General features: G+C 58.1%; 23 protein-coding genes. 10 read left to right on the top strand and 13 right to left on the bottom strand.

Annotation, left to right across the window (positions count from 1 at the left end):
* The first annotated feature begins 11 nt into the window (after window positions 1–11).
* Window positions 12–911 (top strand): ParB/RepB/Spo0J family partition protein, encoded by a 900-nt coding sequence (locus tag R0J92_RS11985; protein ID WP_411051830.1) that lies wholly within the window; start codon window positions 12–14, stop codon window positions 909–911.
* Here R0J92_RS11985 and R0J92_RS11980 read toward each other — a convergent pair.
* Genes R0J92_RS11980 through rph form a run of 4 tightly spaced genes read right to left on the bottom strand, consistent with a single transcriptional unit; the run spans window position 901 to window position 3,729 of the window.
* Window positions 901–1,254 carry a YbaN family protein gene (locus R0J92_RS11980; protein WP_411051829.1) on the bottom strand — a complete coding sequence of 118 codons (354 nt, stop codon included), beginning with the start codon at window positions 1,252–1,254 and terminating at the stop codon, window positions 901–903. The genes R0J92_RS11985 and R0J92_RS11980 overlap by 11 nt on opposite strands.
* A 3-nt stretch (window positions 1,255–1,257) precedes the next feature.
* Window positions 1,258–2,412, bottom strand: coding sequence for a radical SAM family heme chaperone HemW (hemW, locus tag R0J92_RS11975; RefSeq protein WP_411051828.1), 1,155 nt, complete (start codon window positions 2,410–2,412; stop codon window positions 1,258–1,260).
* Entirely contained in the window at window positions 2,405–3,019 is a 615-nt protein-coding gene (gene rdgB / locus R0J92_RS11970) for an RdgB/HAM1 family non-canonical purine NTP pyrophosphatase (RefSeq protein ID WP_411051827.1), read from the bottom strand. Before rdgB ends, hemW begins: the two co-directional genes overlap by 8 nt.
* A complete protein-coding gene (gene rph / locus R0J92_RS11965; RefSeq protein WP_411051826.1) occupies window positions 3,016–3,729 on the bottom strand; it encodes a ribonuclease PH in 714 nt (237 codons plus the stop codon). Before rph ends, rdgB begins: the two co-directional genes overlap by 4 nt.
* Window positions 3,730–3,870: 141 nt before the next feature.
* On the opposite strand from rph, the gene hrcA reads away from it, so the two are divergent.
* Together hrcA and R0J92_RS11955 are read left to right on the top strand one after the other, a co-directional pair.
* Complete coding sequence (gene hrcA, locus R0J92_RS11960; RefSeq protein WP_106162456.1) at window positions 3,871–4,935, top strand: heat-inducible transcriptional repressor HrcA; 1,065 nt, start codon at window positions 3,871–3,873, stop codon at window positions 4,933–4,935.
* Window positions 4,936–4,944: 9 nt separating this feature from the next.
* Entirely contained in the window at window positions 4,945–5,508 is a 564-nt protein-coding gene (locus tag R0J92_RS11955; protein ID WP_106162455.1) for a nucleotide exchange factor GrpE, read from the top strand.
* Between the two features lie 73 nt (window positions 5,509–5,581).
* Here R0J92_RS11955 and mutS read toward each other — a convergent pair whose 3' ends face one another.
* Both mutS and R0J92_RS11945 read right to left on the bottom strand, forming a co-directional pair.
* Window positions 5,582–8,236 (bottom strand): DNA mismatch repair protein MutS, encoded by a 2,655-nt coding sequence (gene mutS, locus R0J92_RS11950; RefSeq protein ID WP_411051825.1) that lies wholly within the window; start codon window positions 8,234–8,236, stop codon window positions 5,582–5,584.
* 125 nt (window positions 8,237–8,361) lie between these two features.
* Window positions 8,362–9,207, bottom strand: coding sequence for a flagellin (locus tag R0J92_RS11945; RefSeq protein ID WP_106162454.1), 846 nt, complete (start codon window positions 9,205–9,207; stop codon window positions 8,362–8,364).
* 323 nt (window positions 9,208–9,530) lie between these two features.
* On the opposite strand from R0J92_RS11945, the gene R0J92_RS11940 reads away from it, so the two are divergent.
* Together R0J92_RS11940 and R0J92_RS11935 are read left to right on the top strand one after the other, a co-directional pair.
* Window positions 9,531–11,786, top strand: a complete 2,256-nt coding sequence (locus R0J92_RS11940; RefSeq protein WP_106162453.1) for an NADP-dependent malic enzyme — start codon at window positions 9,531–9,533, stop codon at window positions 11,784–11,786.
* A 21-nt stretch (window positions 11,787–11,807) separates the two neighbouring features.
* Window positions 11,808–12,680 (top strand): ribokinase, encoded by an 873-nt coding sequence (locus R0J92_RS11935; protein ID WP_411051824.1) that lies wholly within the window; start codon window positions 11,808–11,810, stop codon window positions 12,678–12,680.
* Window positions 12,681–12,755: 75 nt separating this feature from the next.
* Here R0J92_RS11935 and msrA read toward each other — a convergent pair whose 3' ends face one another.
* Window positions 12,756–13,421 carry a peptide-methionine (S)-S-oxide reductase MsrA gene (gene msrA / locus R0J92_RS11930; RefSeq protein WP_411051823.1) on the bottom strand — a complete coding sequence of 222 codons (666 nt, stop codon included), beginning with the start codon at window positions 13,419–13,421 and terminating at the stop codon, window positions 12,756–12,758.
* 179 nt (window positions 13,422–13,600) lie between these two features.
* Here msrA and R0J92_RS11925 point away from each other — a divergent pair, with 179 nt between their 5' ends.
* Window positions 13,601–14,314 carry an HAD family hydrolase gene (locus tag R0J92_RS11925; protein ID WP_411051822.1) on the top strand — a complete coding sequence of 238 codons (714 nt, stop codon included), beginning with the start codon at window positions 13,601–13,603 and terminating at the stop codon, window positions 14,312–14,314.
* A 26-nt stretch (window positions 14,315–14,340) separates the two neighbouring features.
* On the opposite strand, the gene R0J92_RS11920 is transcribed toward R0J92_RS11925, so the two are convergent.
* The 4 genes from R0J92_RS11920 to R0J92_RS11905 all read right to left on the bottom strand — a co-directional run bounded on the left by R0J92_RS11920 (window position 14,341) and on the right by R0J92_RS11905 (window position 16,887).
* The gene (locus tag R0J92_RS11920; RefSeq protein WP_106162449.1) at window positions 14,341–14,622 is read right to left on the bottom strand and encodes an SCP2 sterol-binding domain-containing protein; all 282 of its coding nucleotides are present in this window, start codon (window positions 14,620–14,622) and stop codon (window positions 14,341–14,343) included.
* A 92-nt stretch (window positions 14,623–14,714) separates the two neighbouring features.
* Complete coding sequence (locus R0J92_RS11915; protein ID WP_411051821.1) at window positions 14,715–15,101, bottom strand: DUF1036 domain-containing protein; 387 nt, start codon at window positions 15,099–15,101, stop codon at window positions 14,715–14,717.
* 101 nt (window positions 15,102–15,202) lie between these two features.
* Complete coding sequence (locus R0J92_RS11910) at window positions 15,203–15,664, bottom strand: DUF1810 domain-containing protein (protein WP_106162447.1); 462 nt, start codon at window positions 15,662–15,664, stop codon at window positions 15,203–15,205.
* The gene (locus tag R0J92_RS11905; RefSeq protein ID WP_106162446.1) at window positions 15,664–16,887 is read right to left on the bottom strand and encodes an argininosuccinate synthase; all 1,224 of its coding nucleotides are present in this window, start codon (window positions 16,885–16,887) and stop codon (window positions 15,664–15,666) included. The genes R0J92_RS11910 and R0J92_RS11905 overlap by 1 nt, the downstream gene beginning before the upstream one ends.
* A gap of 131 nt (window positions 16,888–17,018) precedes the next feature.
* Between R0J92_RS11905 and R0J92_RS11900 the strand changes: the two genes are divergently transcribed.
* Window positions 17,019–17,777: a hypothetical protein gene (locus tag R0J92_RS11900; RefSeq protein ID WP_106162445.1), complete on the top strand. Its 759-nt coding sequence runs from the start codon at window positions 17,019–17,021 to the stop codon at window positions 17,775–17,777.
* 85 nt (window positions 17,778–17,862) lie between these two features.
* Window positions 17,863–19,089, top strand: a complete 1,227-nt coding sequence (gene ilvA, locus R0J92_RS11895; protein ID WP_411051820.1) for a threonine ammonia-lyase IlvA — start codon at window positions 17,863–17,865, stop codon at window positions 19,087–19,089.
* Window positions 19,090–19,103: 14 nt separating this feature from the next.
* Here ilvA and R0J92_RS11890 read toward each other — a convergent pair whose 3' ends face one another.
* On the bottom strand, window positions 19,104–19,427 hold the full coding sequence (locus tag R0J92_RS11890) for an Hpt domain-containing protein (RefSeq protein ID WP_106162443.1): 324 nt from the start codon (window positions 19,425–19,427) through the stop codon (window positions 19,104–19,106).
* A 212-nt stretch (window positions 19,428–19,639) separates the two neighbouring features.
* Here R0J92_RS11890 and R0J92_RS11885 point away from each other — a divergent pair, with 212 nt between their 5' ends.
* On the top strand, window positions 19,640–20,872 hold the full coding sequence (locus tag R0J92_RS11885) for a fused response regulator/phosphatase (protein WP_317384865.1): 1,233 nt from the start codon (window positions 19,640–19,642) through the stop codon (window positions 20,870–20,872).
* A gap of 17 nt (window positions 20,873–20,889) precedes the next feature.
* On the opposite strand, the gene R0J92_RS11880 is transcribed toward R0J92_RS11885, so the two are convergent.
* The gene (locus R0J92_RS11880; RefSeq protein ID WP_106162441.1) at window positions 20,890–21,333 is read right to left on the bottom strand and encodes an NUDIX hydrolase; all 444 of its coding nucleotides are present in this window, start codon (window positions 21,331–21,333) and stop codon (window positions 20,890–20,892) included.
* Between the two features lie 76 nt (window positions 21,334–21,409).
* Here R0J92_RS11880 and R0J92_RS11875 point away from each other — a divergent pair, with 76 nt between their 5' ends.
* Window positions 21,410–22,387: an Hsp33 family molecular chaperone HslO gene (locus R0J92_RS11875; RefSeq protein ID WP_106162440.1), complete on the top strand. Its 978-nt coding sequence runs from the start codon at window positions 21,410–21,412 to the stop codon at window positions 22,385–22,387.
* Window positions 22,388–22,391 lie beyond the last annotated feature (4 nt).

The raw sequence follows: 22,391 nt of genomic DNA, 5'->3' as shown, positions 1-22,391 counted from the left end.
AGGGGCACAGAATGGCAGATAAGAAACCCAAACCGCGCGGCCTGGGGCGTGGCCTCTCTGCATTGATGGCTGACGTGAACGCGGAACCTGTCAGCACAGATGGTGTACGGACGCCACGCAATGCTGAAATTCTTGTCCCGATTGAGAAAGTTCAGGCAAACCCTGATCAGCCGCGTCGCCAGTTTTTGCAGGAAGACCTCGACGATCTTACCGCGTCTATCAAAGAAAAGGGTGTTCTTCAGCCTTTGATTGTGCGCCCGCGCGATGGCGGAATGTACGAGATCGTGGCGGGGGAACGTCGGTGGCGCGCTGCGCAAGCTGCGCAGCTACATGAAGTTCCTGTGCTCATTCGCGACTATTCTGACGTCGAGATGTTTGAAGTTGCGATCATCGAGAACATTCAACGTTCCGATCTTAACGCTCTCGAGGAAGCTCAGAGCTATAAGCAATTGATGGACAAATTCGGACATACGCAAGAAAAGATGGCTGAGGCGCTTGGGAAGAGCCGAAGCCATATCGCGAATTTGGTACGGCTGCTCCATCTACCTGAAGATGTTCAAGATCTTGTCCTTGATCGAAAATTGTCTGCGGGTCATGCGCGAGCATTGATCACGTCAGACAATGCATCTGAGCTCGCTAAAAAAATCGTAAAAGGTGGGCTTTCGGTTCGTGCAACCGAGTCGTTGGTGAAGAAGGACGCGGCTGGTATCTCCGGTAGTCCTGCTACAAAGAAGCCGAAAACTCAGGCGGAGAAAGATGCCGATACACGTGCATTGGAGGCTGATTTGTCTGCGATGATCCGAATGAAGGTATCAATCGATCACAAACCAGGCGGCGAGGCCGGTGCTGTGACGATATCCTACGAAACTTTGGATCAGCTGGATGACTTGTGCAATCGTCTTAGCCGTTAGGCCGGGTCCAAATGAAAATCATCACCGCACAAAGCGTGATCGCCTGTATCGCTATGATATGAAAAGATAGTTCAAGTAATAGCGAAATGCAAAGAACGGCGGCGACTGATAAGGTCGCCGCCTTTTTTGCTCTTGGACGGATGGCGCCATATTCGTGCCAGTCCTGAATCATCGGGCCAAAGGTCCCGTGGCTGGTAAGCCATACATGTAGCCGTTCCGATGATCTTGCGAAGAAGAAGGTAGCGAGAAGCAGGAAAGGCACCGTCGGTAGGAGAGGAAGCGCAACGCCCACCACTGCCAGAAGGAGGCTGAGAAGACCAAGGCAGAGATAGATAGCTTTCATTTATCAATCCGTCAGGAGTTCTCTGAGAACGGCGTTCAGAACCGCGCGACCTTGGGAGGTCGCACACAATCGGTCATTGATGATTTCTATCATACCGAGCTCACGAAGAGCGTCTATTTTGGCGTCGGAAATGGGGGAGGAGGCGAGTTTGCCGTGGCGTTCAAGGTCTAGCCCCTCATGTAGTCGAAGCCCCATCATCATGTGTTCGACGACCTGATCTTCTTGGGAAAGCCGTTCAAACGGGAGTGTTCCGTTTCCTTGGCGAACCGCTTCAAGCCAAGCACCTGGTGCCTTAGGCGCTTCTGTCGCCATCCGCTGGCCGTTCAGAGATAACCTACCATGCGCACCCGGTCCAATCCCGAGGTAGTCTCCGTACCGCCAATAGATGAGATTATGACGGCTCTCGGCGCCCGGTCGGGCATGATTAGAAATCTCATAGCCTGGTAGCCCGTAGGATTCGCAAATCTCTTGGGTGGCGAGGTACATGTCAGCTGCATTGTCGTCTGTGGGCAGGTGGCGCAGTTTGCCTCTTGCGTAGCGATCCCCAAATGCGGTGCCGTCTTCGATTGTCAGCTGATAAAGCGACAGATGATCGATCGCCATGCTGAGCGCCTCTGAGAGTTCCGCTTTCCACGCATCAAGGGTCTGACCTTGGCGGGCGTAGATCAGGTCGAAACTGACACGGTCAAAGCAGTTTCTGGCGACGTCAAAGGCTTTGCGTGCTTCCTCCACTGAGTGAATGCGGCCAAGACGGCGGAGGTCTTCATCGTTCAACGCCTGAATACCCATGGAAATCCGATTGACGCCGGCGTCGCGATAGCCGGCAAATCGACCGGCCTCGACCGATCCTGGATTGGCTTCCAGTGAGATTTCGATGTCATTGGCGAAGGGCCAGATCTCACGTGCAGTGTCGATCACCGCAGCAACCGTGTCCGGATGCATCAGGGATGGGGTGCCGCCGCCAAAGAAGATGCTGTTCAGAAGCCGATCAGGGACCAATTCGCCCATACGGCGCAGCTCGGTCTGGTAGGCGGTGACCCAGGCCGACTGATCGATCTGGCTCACTACATGGCTGTTGAAGTCGCAGTAGGGGCATTTGGCCTGACAGAATGGCCAATGCACGTAGAGACCAAAGCCCCCATTCCGCCAATCATCCACCAAAACAGCCCTGCACGAACTGGGCCAATGCGCGGCCTCGGTGGCTGATGCGGTTCTTTTCCGCCTTATCCATTTGAGCGCAGGTCACGTCATAACCCTCGGGCATAAACATGGGATCGTAGCCAAATCCACCTTCGCCAAGGATGGGCCAGACCAGCGTACCGGGCATTACACCCTCAAACACCTCGTCATGGCCATCGGGCCAGGCCAGAACCAGCGTGCAACGAAACTGGGCGCTGCGGGGGGCGTCTGGCCCTTTTGCGGTAATTTCATCATTGGCGCGGGTCATCGCCAGCATGAAATCACGTCCCTGACCGGTCTCGGCCCAATCGGCGGTGTAGACCCCCGGCGCGCCGTCTAGCGCATCTATGGTGATACCGCTGTCGTCGGACAGCGCGGGCAGGCCGGTGGCCTTCGCCGCTGCATGGGCCTTGATCCTTGCATTGCCTACAAAGCTGTCTTCGGTTTCCTCTGGCTCGGGCAGGTCCATCGCTGCCGCGCCAACCACTTTGACCCCAAAGGGGGCGAGGATCTCGGTGATCTCGCCCAGCTTCCCTGAGTTGTGTGTGGCGACCAACAAGGTGTCGCCTTCGAACTTGCGGGTCATGCGCAGGCTGCCTTTTGCATCTCGGCGAGTTCAGATGTGCCCTTGGTAGCCAGGTCCATGAGCTCATTCATCTGATCCCGGGAAAAGACCGAGCCTTCAGCGCTCATTTGCACTTCGATCAGTTTGCCGGAGCCGGTCATGATGAAGTTACCGTCAACGCCTGCCTCGGAATCCTCGGGGTAGTCCAGGTCCAGGATCGGCTGACCGGCGTAAATGCCGCAGGAAATCGCAGACACCGGATCCACCAGCGGATCCATCTTCACGTCTCCGGCCTTCATCAGCTTGTTGACAGCCAGTCTCAGAGCAACCCACCCACCGGTGATGGAGGCGCAGCGGGTGCCGCCATCGGCCTGCAACACATCGCAATCGACTGTGATCTGGCGCTCGCCCAGGGCGACGCGATCAATGCCAGCCCGCAGGGCGCGGCCGATCAGGCGCTGGATTTCGACGGTACGTCCGCCTTGCTTGCCGGAGGCAGCCTCACGGCGCATACGGGTGTTGGTAGCACGCGGCAGCATGCCGTATTCTGCCGTCACCCAGCCAAGACCGGACCCCTTGATAAATGGCGGCACACGGTCTTCGATGGTGGCGGTGCACAGCACATGGGTGTCGCCCATCTTGATCAAGCAGGAGCCTTCCGCGTGTTTGGTAAAGCCGGTTTCGAAAGTAACGGTGCGCATTTCGTTCAGGGCACGTCCGGAGGGTCGCATGTGGATATCCTTTTGCTGTTGCCCCGTCGATACCGTCCGGGGGGTTGGCGATGCAAGGGTCATTGACCATATCTAGCGAAGCGCTTTAGTGACAAAAGGGGAGGTACGTTCACCGTATCTGTCGGGAACAGTGGGATTGAGATGACGGACGCAAATTCCATACTTCAAGACATGAACGATCGCTCGCGCGAGGTGTTTCGTATTCTTGTGGAAAACTACCTAGATACCGGTGGGCCAGTCGGCAGCCGTACCCTGACGCGTTCGCTGAGCGAGAAGGTCAGTGCTGCCACTGTCCGCAACGTTATGCAGGATCTGGAATATCTAGGGCTGCTGGACAGCCCACATGTGAGCGCAGGCCGTATTCCGACCCAAATGGGACTGCGACTGTTTGTCGATGGGTTGCTGCAAATGGGCGATCCCAGCATGCAGGACCGCGAGACGATCGACCGGACGCTGGGTGACAATTCCAGCGACGTCAGTGGCATGCTGGACCGTGTCGGCGCGGCGCTGTCGGGGGTGACCCATGGTGCCTCTCTGGTGCTGACGCCCAAGCATGAGGCTGAGTTGCGCCATATCGAGTTTGTGTCTCTGGCGCAGGACCGGTCGCTGGTGGTTCTGGTGTTCTCGGACGGGCATGTGGAAAACCGTCTGTTCACACCACCGCCAGGGCAAACCCCCAGTTCGATGCGGGAGGCGGCGAATTTTCTCAATGCGCTGATCGAAGGGCGCACGCTGGGGCAGGTGCGCAAGGACGTGCAGTCCGAAATCGAAAAACGCCGGCAGGAAATCGACACGCTTGCCAGCGACATGATCGAAAGCGGGCTCGCCGCTTGGGAAGATGATGGCAGTGATCAGGCGCGGCTTATCGTGCGGGGACGGGCGAATCTCCTCTCGGAAGAGGGAGCTCCGGATGAGTTGGAGAAGATCCGCAGCCTGTTCGATGACCTGGAGCGCAAACGGGACATCGCAGAATTCCTGGAACTGACCGAAGATGGCGACGGTGTGCGCATTTTTATCGGCTCGGAGAACAAACTTTTCTCACTTTCGGGTTCCTCTTTGGTGGTGTCTCCCTATATGAACGCGGATCGAAAGATCATCGGCGCGGTGGGGGTCATTGGCCCGACGCGCCTGAACTACGGACGGATTGTGCCGATCGTGGACTACACGGCACAGCTGGTCGGGAAAATGGTATCCGACCGGAGCTAGAGGTGGATTATGGCAGAGCCCAAGAACGAAGACTTTTTGGATGATATCGAGGCAGCCGAAGCCGAGGAGCTGTCGGCTCAGACCGAGGAATATGACGACGAGGCGCTGGAGCTGGATAGCCTGCGTGCCGAGCGTGACGAATACAAGGATCGCTTCATGCGCGCCCTTGCCGATGCCGAAAACTCCCGCAAGCGCGGTGACAAGGCACGGCGCGAGGCAGAGCAATATGGCGGCTCCAAACTGGCACGCGACATGCTGCCGGTCTATGACAACATGAAACGCGCTGTCGAAGCCGCAAGTGACGAGCAGAAGGCGGTTGCAGCCGCGCTGATCGAAGGGGTCGAGCTGACCATGCGGGCGCTGCGGGATGTGTTTCAGAAGCACGGCATTCAGGTGATAACGCCCGAGGTCGGAGATCGCTTTGACCCGCAGGTGCATGAGGCGATGTTCGAGGCACCGGTGCCCGGCACCAAGGCTGGCGACATCATTCAGGTGTCCGCAGAGGGCTTCATGTTGCACGACCGTCTTCTGCGTCCAGCGCAGGTCGGCGTATCGTCCACGCCGGCGTCGTGATGTGATCGGGCCCATACGGGCCCGGGCCTCCGGCGGGGATATTTTTGTTGAAAAGATGAAAGAGCGGCGTGCCTCAGGCGCGCCGTTCTTTATTGATCAGGGCCTCTTCCTTGAGACGATAGAGGGTCTCGAGCGCCTCCCGCGGGCTGAGGTCATCGGGATTGATGCCCTCAAGCAGGTCCAGCACCGGTGAAGCGGCCGGGGCCTTTGGTTGGGGCGGCGGAGCGGCGGCAAAAAGCGGCAGGTCGTCGATCTGCACCTTGCCTGCGCCACCACCTTCGCGGCTGCTTTTCTCCAGCATGTCGAGAACACTGCGCGCGCGCTCCACGACGGAGGCTGGCAGGCCAGCGAGCTGGGCTACTTGTACACCGTAGGACCGATCTGCAGCGCCTTTCTTGACCTCATGCAGGAAGATGACTTCGCCTTCCCACTCCTTGACGGTGACAGTGGCATTGTCAACGCCGGGTAGCTTGGCGGCCAGCTGCGTCAGCTCGTGGTAGTGGGTGGCAAACAGCGCGCGCGAGCGGTTGACCTCATGCAGGTGTTCCAGCGTTGCCCAGGCGATCGAGAGGCCATCATAGGTGGCGGTGCCGCGTCCGATCTCATCAAGGATCACCAGCGCGCGGTCGTCGGCCTGATTCAGGATGGCGGCAGTTTCGACCATCTCTACCATGAAGGTGGAGCGACCGCGGGCGAGGTCATCCGATGCCCCGACGCGGCTGAACAGTTGGCTGACCATGCCCACATGCGCGGCCTCTGCCGGGACATAGCTGCCCATCTGGGCGAGCACGGCGATCAGGGCATTCTGGCGCAGGAAGGTCGATTTACCCGCCATGTTGGGACCGGTCAGCAACCAGACTGCGGCACCATCCTCGGTGCTGAGGTCGCAGTCATTGGCCACAAATGTCTCGCCGCCCTGTTGGCGCAGAGCCTGCTCGACCACCGGGTGACGGCCACCATCCACGTGAAACGCGCGGCTTGCGTCGACCTTTGGGCGGGTCCAGTTCTCGCCCCGCGCCAGATCGGCAAGGGCGGTGACCAGATCCAGTTCGGCAAAGCCCCGCGCGGCTTGGTTAAGCCGGGCGGCACAGTCGAGAATAGCGCCAGAAAGCCTTTGATAGAGCCGCTTTTCGATCTCCAGAGCCTGATTTCCGGCGTTCAGGATCTTGGTCTCGATCTCGCTCAGCTCCACCGTGGTAAAGCGCACCTGATTGGCGGTGGTCTGACGGTGGATATAGGTCTCCGACATCGGTGCGGATTGCATCTTGGCGGCATGGGTCGCTGTGGTCTCGATGAAATAACCCAACACGTTGTTGTGCTTGATCTTCAGCGAGGTGACGCCGGTGTGTTCGGCATACTTCTTTTGCAGGCCGGCAATCACGGACCGTCCCTCGTCGCGCAGGGTGCGGGCCTCGTCTAGCTCGGGATCGAATTCCGGCGCGATGAAGCCGCCATCCCGCGCCAACAGAGGCGGCTCTGCAATCAGGGCGGCGTCCAGCAGGGCCAGCAGGTCATCAAAGCCGCGCAAGGCCTGTGCCGCCTCCATCAGCAGAGGCGGCAGGTCCTGACCCTGCAGCTCGCGTTCGATCTCCTCGCCCTGGGTCAGCGCGTTGCGGATACCGGCAAGATCACGTGGGCCACCTCTGTCCAGCGCGAGGCGGGACAGGGCGCGGTCAATATCGGGCGTCTTGCGCAGCATGCCGCGCAGGGCGTCGCAGCGGGTAGGGTCCTCGACCGTTGCGTCCAGCGCTGCGAGGCGTGCGGAGATCACGTCGAGATTGCGCGAGGGGCTTGAAAGGCGTTGCTCCAGCAGACGCCCGCCGCCGGGCGTAACCGTGCGATCCACCACCGACAGCAATGATCCGGCGCGCCCACCGGACAGCGAGCGGGTGATTTCCAGATTGCGCCGGGTGGAAGCGTCGATCTGGACGGTGCGGTCCTCGGCCTCCTGCAGGGGCGGTTGCAGCAGCGGCAGCTTGCCCTTCTGGGTGATCTCCAGATAGTCGACTACCGCGCCCATGGCGGAAATCTCTGCCCGGCTGAAGCTGCCAAACCCGTCCAGTGCACCGACATTGAACAGGGTACAGAGACGTTTTTCCGCGGCGCTGCTGTCAAAGCTCGCCTTGCCCAGCGGCGTCAGCGGGATCTTGTATTCATCGGCGAGGGGCCGTGTGGCGTCAAACACGGGGCCATCGGCAACGATCAGCTCCGAGGGGGCCAGCCGGGCCAGTTCCGGGCTGAGGCGCACGCGGGCGATCGGCATCACATGGAACACGCCGGTGGAGATGTCGGCCCAGGCCAGTGCGGCCTGATCGCGCAACTCTGCATAAGCCACGAGAAAATTGTGGCGGCGGGCCTCCAGAAGCGAATCCTCGGTCAGGGTACCGGGGGTCACCAGACGCACCACATCGCGTTTCACCACGGATTTGGCACCACGTTTCTTGGCTTCTGCCGGGCTTTCCAGCTGTTCGCCGACGGCGACCCGAAATCCCTTGCGGATCAGCGTCAGTAGATAGCCTTCGGCGGCATGCACAGGCACGCCGCACATGGGGATGTCCTGATTCTCATGTTTACCGCGTTTGGTGAGCGCGATATCCAGCGCTTCGGCCGCGTTGACCGCGTCCTCAAAGAACATCTCGTAGAAATCGCCCATGCGATAGAACAACAGGGCATCAGGATATTGCGCCTTGATTTCGAGATACTGCGCCATCATCGGCGTAACGGTCATGCGGGCCCCCATCGGTCACGTCGCATGACGTTTACATGGCTCGAGTCGTGAGGAAAACCCGGCAATCCAAAGGCCGAACCCTACAGTCACGGAGTTCGGCCAAAGGCGTTGTTTCAGGGTCGTCGTCAGTAGAGCGACAAAAGCGAACCCGGGGATGCATTGGCGATCGACAGCGACAGGCCACCTAACTGCTCCTGAGCGCTCAGCGCCTCATAACGGGCGGCAGCATCTTCCATGTCGGTGTCGGTCAACTCGCTGATGCCCATCTTCACGGCATCGCTGAGCTTGTCGAGGAAGACATCCTGCTCGGCCATCTGCTGCGCACCGGCCCCAAGGGCGGCGGCGCCATCGGTGGCGTAGCGCAAGAAGCCCTCGATTTCACCAAGCGCGGTGCGTGCGGAGGCGGCATCGGTTACCGCCGTGCGGTTGTTGATGTCAAAGCTTGTGCTGCCCTCGAAATCGACGCTGTCCACGGTGATGGTGGATTGCGTCGGCGCGTTGTCGCCAGCGCGATCCTGCGAGGCCGCAACTGCCAAGCCGGTGCCGCCATTGCCATCCGCATTGGTGGCCAGAAGGTTGACCCCGTTGAAGGAAGAGGAAGAGATGATGGTGTTGATCTGCTCCGTCTTCTGGGCCAGTTGCTCCTCTATCATGGCATAGTCCGCCACGCCGGAGCCGGCCTGGATTGTCAGCTCCTTCATGTCGGTCAGCAGTGAGGTGACTTGTTCCGCTCCGGCAGAGGCCACCGCAACGGTGGCTTCCCCGATGTTCAGCCCGTTCGAGGTAGCCTCGAACCCGGCCAGATCGGACCCCATGATTTCGGAAATCGCCCATATCGCTGGCGCGTCCTTGGCCTTGTCGACCTCCTTGCCGGTAGAGATGTCGTCTTGGACATCCTCCTTCTCTACCTGATTGTTTGACAGAACCCTAAGCGCGATCTCGGCGCCTGGATTGGTGTTGATACTTGTCATACGTACACCCCTATATAACCAAAAAACTGGCATGCGTGTTTCATTGGTCTGCTGGGACAGGTCCCGAACAGACGGGGGCGCCATTCTGGCATATGCAGCCGACAGGTCTGCCGTTGCGCCACTTGGTCAACAAGTGCGGTTAAGAAACACCAAAGAACTATAGCGAATGCGGGTCTGAAATGGGGCCGAAATTTGACAAACCCTTTCGATTTTAAGGTGCGATTTGAAAGAAATGCAAAACAGTGAATTGTGAAAGCCGTGCATTGAGGGGATCTCGGCACTGGGATATGACGGTTTTTGACTAGGAGAGGACGTAGACCGACATGCCCAAAGCCAAGATCACCAATGAAGAGGCGCTGGCCTTTCACCTGGAGCCCACGCCGGGCAAATGGGAAGTGTCGGCGACAGTGCCGATGACCACGCAACGCGACCTGTCGCTGGCCTACAGCCCCGGCGTTGCGGTTCCCTGTGAGGCGATCGCCGAAAACCCGGAGCTGGCCTATGACTACACCAACAAAGGCAACCTGGTTGCGGTAATCTCCAACGGGACGGCGGTTCTGGGGCTCGGCAACCTTGGCGCGCTCGGCTCCAAGCCGGTGATGGAGGGCAAATCGGTTCTCTTCAAACGTTTTGCCGATGTGAATTCCATCGACATCGAGCTGGACACAGAGGATCCGGATGAATTCATCAAGGCGGTGAAGCTGATGGGGCCGACCTTCGGTGGCATCAACCTTGAGGACATCAAGGCGCCTGAATGTTTCATCATCGAGCAGAAGCTCAAGGAAGAGATGGACATCCCGGTCTTCCATGACGACCAGCACGGGACTGCGGTGATCTGTGCTGCCGGTCTGATCAATGCTCTGCACCTCAGCGGCAAGAAGATCGAGGATGTGCGCATCGTCCTCAACGGTGCAGGCGCTGCGGGCATTGCCTGCATCGAATTGCTGAAATCCATGGGCGCGCAGCACGACAATTGCATCGTCTGCGACACCAAGGGCGTGATCTACCAGGGTCGTACCGAGGGTATGAACCAGTGGAAATCTGCCCATGCGGTAAAGACGGAGCTGCGTTCCCTCGAAGACGCCATGAATGGTGCGGATGTGTTCCTTGGCGTGTCGGTTAAGGGTGCTGTGACCCAGGAGATGGTCAAGTCCATGGCCGACAACCCGGTCATCTTTGCTATGGCCAATCCGGACCCGGAGATCACCCCGGAAGAGGCGCATGAGGTGCGTGTGGATGCCATTGTTGCCACTGGGCGGTCCGACTATCCGAACCAGGTCAACAACGTGCTGGGCTTTCCCTACCTGTTCCGCGGGGCGCTCGACATTCACGCCCGCGCTATCAATGATGAAATGAAGATCGCGTGCGCCCACGCTCTGGCGCGTCTTGCACGAGAGGATGTGCCAGACGAGGTGGCGCTGGCCTATGGCAAATCGCTGTCCTTCGGGCGCGATTACATCATCCCGACGCCCTTTGATCCGCGCCTGATCCACCGCATTCCGCCTGCTGTTGCCAAGGCGGGCATGGACACCGGCGTGGCGCGTCGTCCGATCATCGACATGGATGCCTACGAACACGGTCTGCGTGGTCGCATGGATCCGACGCAATCCATCCTGCGCGGCCTCAATGCCCGTGCCCGCGCCGCCCAATCCCGGATGATCTTTGCCGAGGGCGACGATCCCCGTGTGCTGCGCGCGGCGGTAACTTATCAGCGCTCCGGCTTTGGCAAGGCGCTGGTCGTGGGGCGGCCGGACGACGTCAAAGCGAAGCTTGAAGAGGCCGGACTTGGCGATGCGGTGCGAGAGCTTGATGTGGTCAACGCGGCCAACACCCAGCATTTCGACACCTATCGGGATTTTCTTTATAACCGTCTGAACCGCAAGGGGTTTGACCGGAAAGACATCCACCGTCTGGTGGCGCGTGACCGGCATGTGTTCTCGGCGTTGATGCTGGCACATGGGCATGGAGATGGTCTGGTGACGGGCGCGACGCGCAAGTCCGCGCATGTGTTGGAAAAGATCAACCACGTCTTTGATGCGGATGCCGACCATGGGGCTGCTGGGGTCACAGCGCTTTTGCACAAGGGGCGGATCGTTCTGATCGGCGATACGCTGGTGCATGAATGGCCGAACGAGAATGATCTCGCCACCATTGCGGAACGCGCCGCCGGTGTTGCTCGCCATATGGGGCTGGAGCCGCGCGTGGCCTTCGTCAGCTTCTCCACCTTCGGCTATCCGGTCTCGGAACGCGCCGAAAAGATGCATATCGCGCCGACCGTGCTTGATAAACGCGGGGTGGATTTCGAATACGAAGGCGAAATGACCGTGGATGTCGCGCTGAACGCCAAGGCTCAGGAGCATTACCCGTTCCAGCGTCTGTCCGGCCCCGCCAACATTCTGGTGGTTCCCGCGCGGCACTCGGCTTCGATCTCGGTCAAGTTGATGCAGGAAATGGGGGGCGCGACCGTTGTGGGGCCGATCCTGTCCGGCGTCGACAAGCCGATCCAGATCTGCTCTACCAGTTCGACTGCCAATGACGTGCTGAACATGGCCGTTCTGGCGGCTTGCAATATCGGCTGACGCACGGGGAGACGCATCACCATGGCAATCTGGAACCTCGGGTCGATCAACATCGACATGGTTTATGCTCTGCCACATATGCCGGAGCCCGGTGAAACACTTGCAGCCAGCTCCTTTGATCAGGGGCTGGGCGGCAAGGGAGCCAACATGTCCGTTGCTGCGGCCCGGGCCGGGGCGCATGCTTGCCACATTGGTGGGGTCGGTCCGGAGGGCAAATGGACCGTTGATCGCCTGACTGAATATGGTGTCGATACGCGTTACATAGCGCAGCTGGACACCGCCACCGGTCACGCGATCATTGCAGTTGATCCAAGCGGTGAGAACCAGATCATTCTCTACCCGGGTGCCAACCGTGCCCTGACCGAAGATCAGATCGGTCAGGCACTCACGGCTGCCAATGCCGAGGACATCCTGCTGATGCAGAATGAAACCAACATGCAGGCCGAAGCCGCACGGATCGGTCATCAGCTTGGCCTGCGTGTCGCCTACGCCGCGGCGCCCTTTGATGCCGAGGCGGTGCAGGCCGTGCTGCCGTTCATCGATCTGTTGTTCTTGAACGAGGTCGAAGCGGCGCAGCTACAAGCTGCCACCGGCAAGGCCCCGCAAGATCTCGGTGTTGACGATGTGATCGTCACTCTGGGGGCAAAGGGGGCACGCCATTTCAATGGTCGAGACGGTTCAAAGATAGATGTCCCAGCGCAAAGCGTTACGCCCGTGGATACCACAGGGGCAGGGGATACGTTTACGGGCTATGTGCTGGCGGCGCTGGATCGAGGGTTGCCGATGGCACAGGCGATGACACAGGCGTCGCGGGCAGGTGCCTTGATGGTCACGCGCCACGGCGCTGCGGATGTGATCCCGGATCTGAAGGAAGTCCAAGAGGCGAAATTCTAGGCTCCGTGGATTCCATCACAAGCCGCACCGGTTAAAAAGGATGAAGGGGCCACTGCGGCCCCTTTTCCATATCTGTCAGTAGAGCTTGGCGAAGGGGGCAGCGTCACCCCAGAGGTCGGAAACCCGGGCGTCACGCCCGCATGCCGTGCGGTAGCGTTTGTAAGCTTTGGATTGCCGCAAGGGACCGAAACGCGTGAATACCAACCCGTCGCCCTTGTAGTAGTCCTGATGGTAATCCTCTGCCTCGTAGAACGTCGCAGTATCGAGGATCGGCGTCACAATATCGCGGCTCAACTCTGCCTGAGCTTCACCCTTGACCTGATCTGCTAGGGCCTTTTCCGCTTTGTTAGAGACAAATATGGCTGTGCGGTAGGGTTCGCCCCGATCACAAAATTGACCACCCGCATCGGTTGGATCGATGGAGCGCAGGAATAGGTTCAACAGCGCCTCGCGACTGACGATCGCAGGATCAAAAAGGATTTTGACGGCCTCGTAGTGACCGGTTCCGCCACGTCCGACCTGCTTGTACGTCGGGTTCTTGGTGGTCCCGCCGGTGTATCCGGAGATTGCTTCGCTGACGCCTTTCACCGATTCAAAATCGCTTTCGACGCACCAAAAACAGCCACCGGCGACGATCAAACTTTCTTGTGATTGAGCGCGCAGTTCAGCGCCCTTGGTGAGTGAACCAATAACAATCAGGGCGGCAAGCGCGACATGCTTCAGTGTATCCAGATGTCCCATTCTGTGCTCCTGACTGCTAGGGCCTCCGTTGTCTGACCACCAAACTGCCTGACGCTGCACGACTGGCCAAGGCGTTGTCATCGAATGTCACGCATCGGTGACGGTAGTTTACTGGTTGGAACCACCCTGCGTTTCTTTTAGCGTCTGGCAAAAACCAATAGAGGTCAGGGAGTAGTAGAATGCGGATAGCCATGTGGTCCGGCCCGAGGAACCTGTCGACTGCGATGATGTATGCCTTTGGCGCTCGGAGCGATTGCGCTGTGGTCGATGAGCCTTTCTACGCGTCTTATCTGGCACAGACCGGGCTGCAGCATCCCATGCGGGAAGAGATATTGGAGAGCCAATCGCAGGACCCAAATGCGGTTTCCGAACAGCTTCTGGGTCCCATTCCAGGTGCCCGTCCGCATTTTTACCAAAAGCACATGTCGCAGCACATGATTGAATCTGTGCCCCGCGACTGGATGCGCGAGGTGACCAATGTCTTTCTGATCCGCCATCCGGCAAGGGTGATTGCCTCCTTCGCAGCGAAGTATGACAGGGTTGGCCTAGAGGATATCGGGTTCACCCAGCAGGCGGACCTAATAGCCATGTTGCGTGGTTGGGGACATCAGCCAGTCGTGATCGACAGCTATGACATTCGTCAAAATCCTGCCGCAAAACTGGAACACCTTTGCGAAGCGATCAACCTGCCGTTCTCGCCCGAGATGCTGAGTTGGCCGCGTGGCGGTCACAAGGACGACGGTGTCTGGGCTGCGCATTGGTACGGGGCCGTGTGGAATTCTACCGGATTTGCCGGCCCTGAGGGGGACCTGCCATCCGTTCCAGAGGCCCTGCAGCCTGTTCTGGATGACGCACTGTCGCTCTACGAGGAGATGCGGGCAATCAAGATCTGAGCGTTCACCTGATACTTGTGGCGACGTCAGCCGATCAGCTTTCCCAGCTTCATCGCGACGGCCATGTCGCCGGAAATCTTGATTTTCCCCATCATGACCGCTGTCATCGGGTTCAGTTGACCACGCAACAGTTTCTTGAGGTTGTCGGTGCTCAAGCGCAACGTGCAATCTGTTGATTGGTCGTCGGTTGCAACATGACCATTGTCGAGGATAATCACGCCATCGTCACCACAGTCGAATTTCAGAGATCCGTCAAAGCGTTTCCCGTCCAGGCCTTTGCGAATATCACCTGCGATGTCTTCCAGCATAATGTCCCTCCCACAACGATAACGCCCACAGCCATAGGAGCTGCGGGCGCGATGTGACAAGCGTGACCGAAGGGAAGGGGAGCCACCGGCGCTCAGTCTGTCAGGTTCTGTGTCCAGTCGAGTGCATTGCCGGTATCGACCTCAAAGAAACCACCGGTTTTGTAGCCGCGTGATGTGCAGTTCTCGTCACCGCGAATGGTGTACTCATCGTTGATGTAGCAAAAGGAATAATCGCCCGTCCAATTGCCGGTCTCGCTCTCGGCACGGATGTAGTAGTAGCGATTCTCTAGATCTCCGACGACAGGAATGCTGCAGTCTCCGGGTTGAATGGTCCACCATCCCTCGGACACCCAATCATCACCGTCCTTGTAGCCGATCGACGCAAACGCCTTGCTTGCAGTCTCATTGCAGATCTCAAAATCCGCGAATGCAGGGGCAGCCAGAAACACCATCAGGCCGCTCAGGATAATAGGCTTCATGCTGCCCTCCTATTCTTCTCACTCAAGGTGACGTTACCAAACCTCGCCAGTTCGGCGACAGGCCTTCTACGTGTAAATCTTCCTATCACCGCCAGAATAGGTCAGGCGACCTCTTCAGCTGTATGAGGGCAGGGCGTCGCCGCATAAAACACCTGCAGGATCATAGCGCATTGTTCCGGCGCATTGGGGGCCGCGGCAAACAACGTCATCGATGACCTTAGTTTTTTTGCGTCAACCGGTCCCAGGATCGTTGCGGCATCCGCTCCCTCGTGGGTCAGCATCAAATCGCATACTTCGATCAGGCGCTGGCGCAGGATCGGATGATCCAGATACACGCGGGCTTCGTTCAGGTCTTCCAGCCCGTAGAGTTGCGCCATGTGCGATTTGCCGAGGCTCGCGAGCTGGGGAAAGACGAACCACATCCAGTGGCTCGTCTTTTTTCCAGCTTTCAACTCTGTGACGACATCCGCCCAAACCGCGTCCTGAGCTTCGACAAACATGTCGAGCTCTTCTTCCAGATCGTCTTCCGGGAACTCTTCTTCGAAGTCGTCGTCGATACTCATCACTTCACCCGGCGATCACGTGCTGCCAACAGCTTCAGGCGGAGCGCGTTCAGCTGGATGAAGCCAGCAGCGTCCTTTTGATCGTAGGCGCCTGCATCTTCTTCGAAGGTCACATGCGCCTCGGAATAAAGCGAATGATCCGACCAGCGGCCTACGGTCTTGGCAGAGCCCTTGTAGAGCTTCAGACGCACAGTGCCGGTAACATGCTTTTGGCTCTCATCAATCAGGGCCTGCAGCATTTCGCGTTCGGGGGAGTACCAGAAGCCGTTGTAGATCAGTTCCGCATAGCGCGGCATGATCGAGTCCTTCAGGTGGCCAGCACCGCTGTCGAGGGTGATCTGCTCGATACCCCGATGCGCTTCCAGCAGGATATCACCGCCGGGGGTCTCATAGATGCCGCGGGACTTCATGCCAACGAAACGGTTCTCGACGAAATCCAGACGACCGATGCCGTGCTTGCGGCCATACTCATTCAGCTGGGTCAGGATCGTTGCCGGGCTCAGCGCCTCGCCGTTGATTGCAACCGCGTCGCCCTGCTCAAAGGTGATCTCGATGAATTCCGGCTCATTCGGCGCATCCTCGGGATTGACGGTGCGCTGGTAGACGTAATCTGGCGCCATTTCGGCGGGATCTTCCAGCACCTTGCCCTCGGAGGAGGTGTGCAGGAGGTTCGCATCGACCGAGAACGGTGCCTCGCCGCGCTTGTCCTTGGCGATCGGGATCTGATTGGCTTCGGCGAACTCCAGCAGACGGGTGCGGGAGGTCAGATCCCACTCGCGCCAGGGCGCAATCACCTTGATGTCGGGGTTCAGCGCATAGGCCGAAAGTTCGAACCGCACCTGATCGTTGCCCTTGCCAGTTGCCCCATGAGACACCGCATCGGCGCCGGTGGCTTCGGCGATCTCGACCAGACGTTTGGAGATCAGCGGTCGGGCGATCGAAGTACCCAGCAGATAGAGGCCCTCATAGACCGCATTGGCACGGAACATCGGGAAGACGAAGTCGCGTACGAATTCTTCGCGGATGTCCTCAATGAAGATGTTTTCCGGCTTGATACCGAGCAGTTCGGCTTTTTTTCGCGCCGGCTCCAGTTCCTCGCCCTGACCGAGATCGGCGGTGAAGGTGACAACCTCGCAGCCGTACTCGGTCTGCAGCCATTTCAGGATGATCGAAGTATCAAGGCCACCGGAGTAGGCCAACACAACTTTCTTGGGCGCGGACATGGGTTTTCCTCTTGATCAGAACGTCAAGCGCCGTAGCGCCTTTTGCATCGGGTTGCAAGGTTTACGGGGTTTCGCACTGGTGAACTGATGATATTGTACGCTTCGAGTTTCTAGACCTAGAGGGTATTTAAGTGACTGGTTGGAAAATATTTTCTCATTCTTTGAATATGGTACTGCGCAATTTGGGCTGGGCAGTGCGTATTGCGCTGGTTCCCGTCCTGATTGGGCTTGCCTGCGTCACTGCCCTTATGTGGGGGCAATTCGGTCAATTGGAGCAGATCCAGCGAAGTGCAGGTTACGTGCCAAGCGGCGGATTTGTTGGGGCGCTTCTGTTATCGATCATCATCTTTATCGCAGTGGAGATGTGGGTGTTTGTCAGCTGGCATCGTTTTGTCTTGCTGGAGGAATACCCGACGGGCTGGATCCCGAAGTTTCACGTAGACCGAGTTCTGGCGTATTTTGGAATGGGTTTGTTGCTGGGATTGTTCATGATTCTGTTTTGGATGTTGGCCAGCTTCGTCATCGCAGGGGTCGCAGCGGCCATCGGCTCTCCGATATTCTCGCTCATTTTGCTGGTTCCCGCCGTGATTGGGATCGGAGTGTTGTTGTTCCGGCTTCTGCCGGTGCTGCCTGCAGCTGCGATCGGCGAAAAGCTGACATTTAGCGCGTCTTTTGACGCAACAAAGGGGTCCGCTGGTACGGCGATCATTCTATTCCTGGTTCTTATTGGCGTTCAGCTGCTCCTTCAGGTTATCACCAGCGCTTCGATCTACATCTTCGCACCGCTCGGGTTCGTGTTTGCTATCGCGATGGCCTTGATCATGACCCTTGTAAATGTATCGATCCTGACCACCGTTTATGGGCATTACGTGCAGGGGCGCCCAATCTGATCTCTTCTCTAAGATCGACTGCATACGAACGAATGCTTTGCCGCGCCCTCTTGCCTTGGGCGCGGCTTTCGGTCACCAAATCCCCATGACCAACTTCCGGACCCAGGCCAAGGCGGCCGAGGCGGCGATGCGCGATGTCTTCCCGCCCACGCCGCTGCAACGCAACGAACTCCTGTCCCAGCGCTTTGGCGCGGACATCTACCTCAAGCGTGAGGACCTGAGTCCCGTGCGATCTTACAAGATCCGCGGCGCGCTGAACGCAATGCGCAAGCAGGGGGGCAAGGATCTGTTTGTTTGTGCCTCTGCGGGCAATCACGCGCAGGGCATGGCCTATATGTGCCGCCAGATGGGCAAGAAGGGCGTGATCTTCATGCCCGTGACGACGCCGCAGCAGAAGATCCAAAAGACCCGGATGTTCGGTGGCGACACAGTGGAAATCCACCTGATCGGCGACTACTTCGACGACACGCTGAAGGCCGCTCAGGAGTGGTGCGCTCAGGAGGGTGGTTATTTTCTGTCACCCTTTGACGATGCAGATGTGATCGAAGGCCAGGCTTCGATCGCCGTGGAAATCGAGGCTCAGCTGGGCAAGGCACCGGACCATGTAGTGCTGCCGGTCGGTGGCGGTGGCATGTCTTCTGGCGTGGTGCAATATTTCGGCGAAGAGGTGCACGCGCTGTTTGTCGAACCGCGGGGCGGTGCCTGCCTGAAGGCCGCGCTGGAGGCAGGGCATCCTGTGCCGCTTGGCCATGTGGACACCTTTGTGGACGGCGCTGCCGTGGGTCGCATCGGCGCGCAGCCCTTCGACATACTGCGCAACGTGCCGCTGCCGGATGTGTTGACCCTGCCTGAGGATCGGATCTGCAACACGATCCTCGAGATGCTGAATGTCGAGGGCATTGTGCTGGAACCGGCGGGCGCGCTTGCGGTTGAGGCGCTGGGCGACCTACGTACGTGGATCAAGGGCAAAACAGTGGTGTGCCTGACGTCTGGCGGAAACTTCGACTTCGAACGGCTTCCGGAGGTCAAGGAGCGTGCTCAGCGCTATTCCGGGGTGAAAAAGTACTTCTTGCTGCGTTTGCCGCAGCGCCCCGGTGCGCTGAAAGAGTTCCTCAACATCCTCGGTCCCGAGGATGATATCGCAAGATTTGAGTATATGAAAAAATCGGCGCGAAACTTCGGGTCAGTCTTGATCGGGATCGAAACCAAGCGACCGGAGAATTTTGCGCCGCTGTTTGCGCAGTTGGACGCGGCTGGGTTTACCTACACGGATATCACCAGCGACGAGACACTTGCTCAATTCGTGATCTGACATCGCCAGTGCAATCAGGCTTGGCTGTTCACTTCCGCAAGAAATTCCGACTTGGATTGGTCGTAGCTGGAAAACACCTGGGACAGATTTACGTTGTCGGCCTTCCCGTTGGCGGACAGGCGCTCACCATCAAAACACAGGCTGGAAAAGTGACGAAACCCCAGGTTCAGGGCGCTACCCTTGAGAAAGTGAAGATCCTGCTCGAGCTGGGATCGGTCTCCCGATTTCAGCTTCTCGATGACGCCTTCAACTTCTTCGAGAAAGAGCTCGATCACCTCCTCAAAGCCGTCTTCGCCGACTTCATCTTTCAGTTCGCGTACACGTGGCCAATCAATCATCGTCTTCTTCCAACACTTCCGGGCGAGACGTGTGTAGCCTATGTCAAAGCAAGTAAAAGTATAGTAAAGAAAAAAAAATCGACTAAAATTTTATTTTTCATCAGCTATTAAGCCGATCAAGTGTTTTCTAAGACGGTCATAAGGGGACACGCCGCGTTAATGAGGGATTGTCGGTGCTGCCAGAGCATTCAGTTAAAGGTGAAGACGTGCCTATGAGCGGCTCCATCCGACGCGTGTTGGTGGTGGATGACAGCCGTTTGCAACGTCGCATCCTGGTGGCCTCGCTCAAAAAGTGGGGCTTTGACGTCGTTGAAGCCGAAGGTGGTGAAGAAGCGATGGATATCTGTCGTGCCGATCCCCCCGATCTCATTCTCAGTGACTGGATGATGCCCGGCATGAACGGGATTGAATTCTGCCGGTCGTTTCGGGCAGAAGCAAATGAGGCCTATAGCTACTTCATCCTGCTGACCTCCAAGAGCGAGAAGAACGAGGTCGCCGAGGGTCTCGACGCGGGCGCTGATGACTTCCTCACCAAACCGGTCAGCTCTGATGAGCTACGTGCGCGTATCTCTGCGGGCGAACGGATCCTGCGTATGCAGCGGGAACTCTTTGAAAAGAACCGTATCGTTTCGGAAACGCTGGATGAGCTGCAAACCGTCTATGATGCGATCGACAAGGACCTGATCCAGGCGCGCAAGATCCAGGAATCCCTGGTGCCTGAGTTGACGCGATCCTTCGGTGCGTCCGAGGTCAATCTGTTGCTGGAGCCCTGTGGCCACATCGGAGGTGATTTGGTGGGGATGTTCTCACCGGGTATAAACCGCCTCGGCTTCTATTCGATCGACGTGTCTGGCCATGGTATCACCTCTGCCATGATGACTGCCCGTTTGGGTGGTTATCTTTCGTCGACCTATTTTGACCAAAATGTCGGCATGGAGAATAAATTTAACCGGTTCTATGCATTGAGGCCCCCCGAGGATGTGGCCAGCGTCCTGAACGCTCGTCTGATCGCAGACACTGGTATCGAAGAGTATTTCACCATGGCCTACTGCATCGCAGACCTGCGCACAGGTCTGGTCAAGATGGTACAGGCCGGTCATCCCCACCCGCTGCTTTTGCGCGCTGATGGCTCAATGGAGTTCATTGGCAAGGGCGGCGTTCCGGTCGGACTGGTGCCGGATGTCACCTATGATCAGGAAGAATTTATGATGGAGAAGGGCGATCGCCTACTTCTCTATTCGGATGGGTTTACCGAGGCACATTTGAAAAACGGTGCGATGCTCGACACCGAAGGCTTGGTCGAGCTTGTGAAGCGGTGCGACCCACATCAAAGCGGCAAGGCGTTCCTTGATGAACTCTATTGGCAGCTGACACAGGTCATGGGGGACGATAAGGGGCTGGAAGATGATATCTCTGCCACCCTGTTTGAGTTTCAGGGCCCCTGAGCGACCCAGCTCAAACTTTAGCTGCAATCCGAAAGCAGCTTGCAAAAATGACGATCTCCCGCATTTCCCAATATACGAGACGCTGCCTGTGCAGGCATCCAAAGCGCGCTGTGACCGTCTTCTGTCGGTGCGCCGAGGCATAGAACGGGGCGTGCGAGATAGATATGGCAGATTTTTTCTGCCCAAAGGTCATATTCCGGCATGTAGACAAACCGGCGAAACGCACCGACGCGCCGTGGCGTGGATATTTTCCAACCAGTCTCTTCCATGACTTCACGATGGAGGGCCGGGATTGGCGCCTCATTGGGATCTATACCTCCTCCTGGCAGCTGAAAATCCGGTGCAGGATCGTACTGGCAGGTCAGCAGCAGCTGACCATCACGGGGCAATAACGCATAGACGCCGGGGCGGATACGATAGTGCTGATCCTTGCGCGGCACCTCTCCAAAGCGTTTGATCACTGGCTCCCCCTTTCCTCTGATGCTGAAAAGCCTATATAGCGTCGGTATGCCAATAGCCGGCCGTTAAGGAAACCCCATGACACTTGGTTCGAAAATCGCGTGGGACGATACCGTCCTGCCCTTCCAACTTGATGCATCCGACATGCGCGGCCGCGTGGCGCGGTTGGACGGTGTGCTGGATGGGATACTGAAACAACACAATTACCCACAAGCGGTAGAAGCCCTCGTGGCAGAGATGGCGTTGCTGACCGCGCTGATTGGGCAGACCATGAGTTTGCGCTGGAAACTGTCGCTGCAGGTTCAATCCAAGGGCCCTGTGCGGATGATCGCCACAGATTACTACGCCCCCGAAAAAGAGGGTGAGCCTGCTCGTATCCGTGCGTATGCCAGCTTCGATGAGGAGCGTGTTACCGATGGTGCACCGTTTGAGCAGGTCGGCGAGGGGTACTTTGCCATCCTGATCGATCAGGGCGAGGGGACGCAGCCATATCAGGGCATCACACCGCTTGCGGGAACGTCGCTGTCGCAATGTGCCGAAGCGTATTTTGCGCAATCCGAGCAATTGCCGACACGGTTCTCGCTCAGCTTTGGGAAATCGTCAGAGCCGGGCCGACCGGAGCATTGGCGCGCTGGCGGCGTCATGTTGCAACACATGCCCAAAGCGTCGCCCTTTGCCGCTCAAGGTGAAGGCACCGGCGAGGTCCTGACTGCCGAAGATCTGGTCTCGGGCGATGAGCAAGAGCAGTGGAACCGGGTCAACATGCTGCTGGCGACCGTCGAGGATCTTGAGTTGATCGGCCCCTCGGTTTCGCCGACAGAGTTGCTGTTGCGATTGTTTCACGAGGAACAACCGCGCGTCTATGACACGCAGGCGGTCCGCTTCGGATGCACATGCTCGGAAGATCGTGTTCGGCAGAGCCTGTCGATCTATTCGGCCAAGGATATCGCAACGATGACGACGGATGAGGGCCGTGTGACAGCGGACTGTCAGTTCTGCGGCGCGCATTATGATTTGGATCCGGCCGAAGTGGGCTTTGAGGCCACCAAGGAGTAAAAAC

Origin of the sequence: Tritonibacter sp. SIMBA_163, from assembly GCF_046535935.1 — a bacterium.
Classification (GTDB): Bacteria; Pseudomonadota; Alphaproteobacteria; order Rhodobacterales; family Rhodobacteraceae; genus Epibacterium; species Epibacterium scottomollicae.
The sequence above is the reverse complement of the archived record's forward strand: the minus strand, read 5'-3'. Positions and strand labels throughout refer to the sequence as shown.

Bases quoted from the DNA above. Each gene is read 5' to 3' on its own strand.
- R0J92_RS11985 (WP_411051830.1), top strand. From the start codon at position 12: ATGGCAGATAAGAAACCCAAACCGCGCGGCCTGGGGCGTGGCCTCTCT.
- R0J92_RS11980 (WP_411051829.1), bottom strand. From the start codon at position 1,254: ATGAAAGCTATCTATCTCTGCCTTGGTCTTCTCAGCCTCCTTCTGGCA.
- rdgB (WP_411051827.1), bottom strand. From the start codon at position 3,019: ATGACCCGCAAGTTCGAAGGCGACACCTTGTTGGTCGCCACACACAAC.
- rph (WP_411051826.1), bottom strand. From the start codon at position 3,729: ATGCGACCCTCCGGACGTGCCCTGAACGAAATGCGCACCGTTACTTTC.
- hrcA (WP_106162456.1), top strand. From the start codon at position 3,871: ATGACGGACGCAAATTCCATACTTCAAGACATGAACGATCGCTCGCGC.
- R0J92_RS11955 (WP_106162455.1), top strand. From the start codon at position 4,945: ATGGCAGAGCCCAAGAACGAAGACTTTTTGGATGATATCGAGGCAGCC.
- mutS (WP_411051825.1), bottom strand. From the start codon at position 8,236: ATGACCGTTACGCCGATGATGGCGCAGTATCTCGAAATCAAGGCGCAA.
- R0J92_RS11945 (WP_106162454.1), bottom strand. From the start codon at position 9,207: ATGACAAGTATCAACACCAATCCAGGCGCCGAGATCGCGCTTAGGGTT.
- R0J92_RS11940 (WP_106162453.1), top strand. From the start codon at position 9,531: ATGCCCAAAGCCAAGATCACCAATGAAGAGGCGCTGGCCTTTCACCTG.
- R0J92_RS11935 (WP_411051824.1), top strand. From the start codon at position 11,808: ATGGCAATCTGGAACCTCGGGTCGATCAACATCGACATGGTTTATGCT.
- msrA (WP_411051823.1), bottom strand. From the start codon at position 13,421: ATGGGACATCTGGATACACTGAAGCATGTCGCGCTTGCCGCCCTGATT.
- R0J92_RS11925 (WP_411051822.1), top strand. From the start codon at position 13,601: ATGCGGATAGCCATGTGGTCCGGCCCGAGGAACCTGTCGACTGCGATG.
- R0J92_RS11920 (WP_106162449.1), bottom strand. From the start codon at position 14,622: ATGCTGGAAGACATCGCAGGTGATATTCGCAAAGGCCTGGACGGGAAA.
- R0J92_RS11915 (WP_411051821.1), bottom strand. From the start codon at position 15,101: ATGAAGCCTATTATCCTGAGCGGCCTGATGGTGTTTCTGGCTGCCCCT.
- R0J92_RS11910 (WP_106162447.1), bottom strand. From the start codon at position 15,664: ATGAGTATCGACGACGACTTCGAAGAAGAGTTCCCGGAAGACGATCTG.
- R0J92_RS11905 (WP_106162446.1), bottom strand. From the start codon at position 16,887: ATGTCCGCGCCCAAGAAAGTTGTGTTGGCCTACTCCGGTGGCCTTGAT.
- ilvA (WP_411051820.1), top strand. From the start codon at position 17,863: ATGACCAACTTCCGGACCCAGGCCAAGGCGGCCGAGGCGGCGATGCGC.
- R0J92_RS11890 (WP_106162443.1), bottom strand. From the start codon at position 19,427: ATGATTGATTGGCCACGTGTACGCGAACTGAAAGATGAAGTCGGCGAA.
- R0J92_RS11885 (WP_317384865.1), top strand. From the start codon at position 19,640: ATGAGCGGCTCCATCCGACGCGTGTTGGTGGTGGATGACAGCCGTTTG.
- R0J92_RS11875 (WP_106162440.1), top strand. From the start codon at position 21,410: ATGACACTTGGTTCGAAAATCGCGTGGGACGATACCGTCCTGCCCTTC.